Consider the following 4,750-nt stretch of genomic DNA (forward strand, 5'->3'; position numbering starts at 1 on the left):
ACAAAGCAAGCAGTTGATAAGAGCAGTTTTCGTCCAAGAAATAATAATCAAACTCGGCTAATTGCATTTCCCACAAATGCAGTAGCACCCGCTCGACTTCTTGTTCGGTTAAATTAAGTGGGTATTCCCAAATATCACGAGACTCAATGTCATTGTATTCACGCACTTTACGATAATACGGCATGACGGTAAATCGACCGGGATAAGCACCAAACAACCCTTTCATAGCATACAATGCAGCATTGTCATTACTTTCAGGCTCGGCCGCAAAATTAATCGCAAACGCAACCAATTCTTTATGACGAGTTTGATCTTTCGCATCAATTCTGAGTAGGGTATGACCAAACATGGAGGAAGGATTATTCATAAATGCTGTCGGGAAAATGAGTGTCATCCCTGCTGGGTCAATCACGGTGCGCCAATTGTCTAATTCAGGGCAGTTAAGCGTGACATCATCGTTGCCATATTGAGACTCAATCCAACGATATCGGGCTGGATAAGTACAACGTGCTTGATGTGCGATAGCAGTCTCTGAGTGATAAAGCTGCTCAAGCGTTGCTCTTAACTCTGCTTCTGGATCTTGCTTTCCATTGTGAGCGAGAAAAAACTCGCGAGAATCTATTGTACTGCGATAACCTGACAGATAAGAAGGTAAGTAATGCCCAAGTTTTAGCCAGTATGGATGCTGGGCTAGGGATGGAATATCCACTTGGGAACGAGCCAAAGCGCTCGAGTTGAATAGCAACCCATTTGCGAGTAGGCAACAGGAAAGTAAACTGCGACGAGTAATAAAAGAGAGTCTCATGCCGATAGAGTCATTATTGTGATGTGCCGAGCAATAAAAAGTGCCCTGACGGGCACTAATAACGTTTATTGAGCAACGAAGTCAGCTTTACAACCGAGGAGTTGGGAGACTTCGTGTGTCAGTCACTTAGATTGAGTAAGCGGCTAACGCTGGATCTTGTGCAACTAAAGTATTTAAGTTAGCAAACACTTGTTGAGACGTTACATTTTCAGATTCGAATACGTGGGCAAAGTTTTCTTTTGCCATGTGGTTGAATGTCGCTTTATCTGCTTCTTGGATACCCCAAACTTCAGCAAGTGTCGCTAGCGTTTCACCTTCACCACGTGCGATATCACGAGCGAGATTGTCTAAGTTACCGTCAATAAAGAGTGCTAATTTTTGCGCAGAATCGATGGTGCCAGTACCATCACAACCAAGCGTACCGAAAGTGATACCAAAGGTTTGGTTGCCTGAAGTACCGTTGGTGGTTGCACCAAGCACTTTAAACACTTTACCTTGTTGACCATCAAAGATCATGGTACCCAAACCACAACCAATGTCTGAGTCTGCCATAGCCGCGTTGGAAAGAGGAAGTACCGCTAGAGCGGCCACTGCAAGTAATTTTTTCATAAGTTTCCCTTAATTATCATTTTAGTATCAATACAAATGGAATCATGCACGAATTAGCTTTGAGAAACATCTCACTAATCATAAAAGTGTCAGATATAACATTGATTGACCGCCGGTATAAATATATGAAATAAGCTGCATTTTCAACTAAAAATAGTGATTTCCTTCAATTTTTGTATTGATTTTGTTGCACTGGTTCCATTGCTGTGTGTTCAAATTAGATCGGTGGTTACATCAAATTGCTCAAAACTATGCTTATCAGGTTATATAAGCGTTAAATGCGCATGTCATCCCACAGATTATTAAAGAAATTCTTGCCAAAATTTAGCTTTAGGCACATATTCATTGGCAGCAGGTTAGCCATTTAGGTTAGACTAAGCAGCCAGACTGTTGTCCATCGTTGTGATAACAGAGCGAATAGATAAGCGTGGAGATACAAGTTTGATCAATGTTTTCCTTGTAGATGATCACGAGCTGGTTCGCACAGGGATACGACGTATTATTGAAGACGTCCGTGGAATGAACGTAGTAGGGGAAGCTGATAGCGGTGAAAATGCAGTAAAATGGTGCCGTAGCAACCATACTGATGTCGTATTAATGGATATGAACATGCCAGGTATTGGCGGTTTAGAAGCGACCAAGAAAATTTTGCGTCTAAATCCAGATGTTAAAATTATTGTTCTGACGATTCATACTGAGAATCCGTTTCCAACCAAAGTGATGCAAGCCGGAGCGGCGGGCTACTTAACCAAAGGTTCCGCGCCCGATGAAATGGTGAATGCTATTCGTATTGTGAATAGTGGCCAGCGATATATCTCTCCTGAAATCGCTCAGCAAATGGCATTAAGCCAATTTTCACCCGCTTCTGAAAATCCATTTGCAGGCCTGTCTGAGCGTGAACTTCAAATTATGATGATGATCACTAAAGGACAAAAAGTAACTGACATTTCAGATCAACTGAACCTGAGTCCAAAAACAGTCAATAGTTATCGTTATCGTCTTTTTGCTAAATTAGACATAAGTGGTGATGTTGAATTGACCCATTTGGCGATTCGGCATGGGATGCTCGATACCGAGAAATTATAGTGTCTGAGTTTGATGCGCACGCTTTTTTAAAAACGGTCACCCATCAGCCCGGTGTTTATCGTATGTATAATACCGACGCTGAGGTGATTTACGTTGGTAAAGCGAAAGATCTGAAAAAACGCTTGTCCAGTTACTTTCGTAGCAAAGTCGATAGCGAAAAAACTCGAGCGCTAGTCAGTCATATTGACAAAATTGATGTGACAGTGACACACACGGAAACAGAAGCGCTTATTCTCGAACATAATTATATTAAGCAGTACTTACCTAAATATAATGTATTGCTGCGTGATGATAAGTCCTACCCGTATATTTTTATCAGTGCTCATAAACACCCCCGTTTGTCTTTACATCGGGGAGCGAAGAAGCGCAAAGGGGAATATTTTGGTCCTTATCCTGATTCCGGTGCCGTCCGTGAAACGTTGCATTTAATTCAAAAGATTTTTCCTGTCCGTCAATGTGAAGATAGCGTATATAGCAACCGCATTCGTCCTTGTTTGATGTATCAGATTGGTCGATGCGTTGCTCCTTGTGTTAAGCACACCATTTCCGATACGCATTATATTGAACTCGTGAACTACGTGCGTCTATTTTTGCAAGGTAAAGATAATCAAGTGCTGGAAGTGTTGGTCGAGAAGATGGAGCAGGCGAGCAGAGCATTGCGCTTTGAAGATGCGGCAAAATATCGAGATCAAATTCAGGCTATCCGTCGAATTCAGGAACAGCAATATGTGTCTGACGATTCGATGGATGATATGGATGTGCTAGGGTTTGCTGAAGAAAAAGGGCTGGCTTGCATTCATATTTTGATGATTCGGCAAGGAAAGGTGCTTGGTAGTCGTAGTCATTTCCCTAAAATACCAATCCGCACTGGGCAACAAGAAGTGTTTGAAAGCTTCTTAAGCCAATATTACCTTAGTCATAATGAAGGGCGTACTATTCCTAGCCGAATTATTCTCAATGAGGGGTTATTGCAGAATACCGTGCCGTTACAAGCGGCGCTGAGTCAATTAGCTGGGCGTAAAGTGGTTTTTCATGTAAAACCTACTGGAATTCGGGGCCGCTATTTAAAATTGTCCAATACCAATGCGCTCAGTGCCATGACGGCAAAAGTGAATCATCAAATGACAATCCATCAGCGGGTTAAAGCGCTTCAATCGGTCGTTGGCTTGAGCAACATTACTCGCATGGAGTGCTTTGATATCTCGCATACCATGGGAGAAAGCACCGTCGCGTCTTGCGTGGTTTTTAACCAAGATGGGCCAGTTAAAGCTGAGTATCGTCGTTATAATATCACAGGAATAACGGGAGGTGATGATTATGCAGCGATGGGACAGGCACTAGAAAAACGTTATTCTAAACAGCTCGATATTGATAAGATCCCCGATGTTATCTTTATCGATGGTGGTAAGGGACAACTCAACCGTGCGCATGAGATCATTAGCCAGTGTTGGCAAGATTGGCCTAAGCGGCCATTGTTGATTGGTATCGCTAAAGGTATAACTCGCAAGCCAGGTTTAGAAACCTTGATCACTACGGAAGGAAAAGAGTTTAATCTTCCCAGTGATGCTCCCGCCTTGCACCTCATTCAACACATTCGAGATGAAAGCCATCACCATGCGATTGTTGGACATCGAGCCAAACGGGGAAAAACTCGCCGAACCAGTTCACTAGAAGGCATTGAAGGCGTTGGCCCTAAACGTCGTCAAGCTCTATTGAAATATATGGGAGGAATGCAGGAGCTTAAACGAGCAACTGTTGAAGAAATCGCCAAAATCCCTGGGATTAGTTATTCTTTGGCGGAAAATATCTACCAAGCATTGAAACAATAGTAAAAATGCCGCACCATAAAGCCGCAACTAATAAGAGCCTAAAAATATGCGTTTTAACATCCCCAATATCTTGTCTTTATTAAGACTTTTCCTCATTCCTGTATTTGTTGTGGCGTTTTATTTGCCATACAACTGGGCCCCCTTTGCCGCCGCGATGATTTTCTGGATCGCCGGATTTACTGATTGGCTGGATGGCATGTTAGCCAGAAAACTCGGTCAAACGTCTCGGTTTGGGGCTTTTATTGATCCGGTTGCAGATAAAGTGCTCGTTGCAACTGCGTTAATTCTTATCACGGAACATTACCATTCTATTTGGATTACTATTCCTGCGGTGACCATGATTGGTCGTGAGATTATTATTTCAGCTTTACGCGAATGGATGGCCGAAATTGGCAAACGAGCCAGTGTGGCCGTGTCTTGG

Annotated in this window: 5 protein-coding genes; 3 read left to right on the forward strand and 2 right to left on the reverse strand. The window is 42.8% G+C overall.

Going from position 1 to position 4,750, the window contains the following annotated elements:
- Both B7C60_RS19595 and B7C60_RS14810 read right to left on the reverse strand, forming a co-directional pair.
- Window positions 1–805, reverse strand: an 805-nt coding sequence (locus tag B7C60_RS19595) for an Lnb N-terminal periplasmic domain-containing protein (RefSeq protein WP_245869520.1), incomplete at its 3' end; no start/stop codon positions are given.
- Between the two features lie 126 nt (window positions 806–931).
- Complete coding sequence (locus B7C60_RS14810; RefSeq protein WP_099612322.1) at window positions 932–1,414, reverse strand: DUF3015 domain-containing protein; 483 nt, start codon at window positions 1,412–1,414, stop codon at window positions 932–934.
- 441 nt (window positions 1,415–1,855) lie between these two features.
- Between B7C60_RS14810 and uvrY the strand changes: the two genes are divergently transcribed.
- From uvrY to pgsA, 3 genes are all read left to right on the forward strand, one after another.
- The gene (uvrY, locus tag B7C60_RS14815; RefSeq protein ID WP_099612323.1) at window positions 1,856–2,500 is read left to right on the forward strand and encodes a UvrY/SirA/GacA family response regulator transcription factor; all 645 of its coding nucleotides are present in this window, start codon (window positions 1,856–1,858) and stop codon (window positions 2,498–2,500) included.
- On the forward strand, window positions 2,497–4,329 hold the full coding sequence (gene uvrC, locus B7C60_RS14820; RefSeq protein WP_099612324.1) for an excinuclease ABC subunit UvrC: 1,833 nt from the start codon (window positions 2,497–2,499) through the stop codon (window positions 4,327–4,329). Before uvrY ends, uvrC begins: the two co-directional genes overlap by 4 nt.
- Before the next feature lie 46 nt (window positions 4,330–4,375).
- A partial coding sequence (pgsA, locus tag B7C60_RS14825; RefSeq protein WP_245869522.1) for a CDP-diacylglycerol--glycerol-3-phosphate 3-phosphatidyltransferase occupies window positions 4,376–4,750 on the forward strand: 375 nt, incomplete at its 3' end.

This window comes from Vibrio fujianensis, from assembly GCF_002749895.1.
GTDB lineage: Bacteria > Pseudomonadota > Gammaproteobacteria > Enterobacterales > Vibrionaceae > Vibrio > Vibrio fujianensis.

Excerpts from the sequence above, each read along its gene's own strand:
- B7C60_RS14810 (WP_099612322.1), bottom strand. The coding sequence starts at position 1,414 with ATGAAAAAATTACTTGCAGTGGCCGCTCTAGCGGTACTTCCTCTTTCC.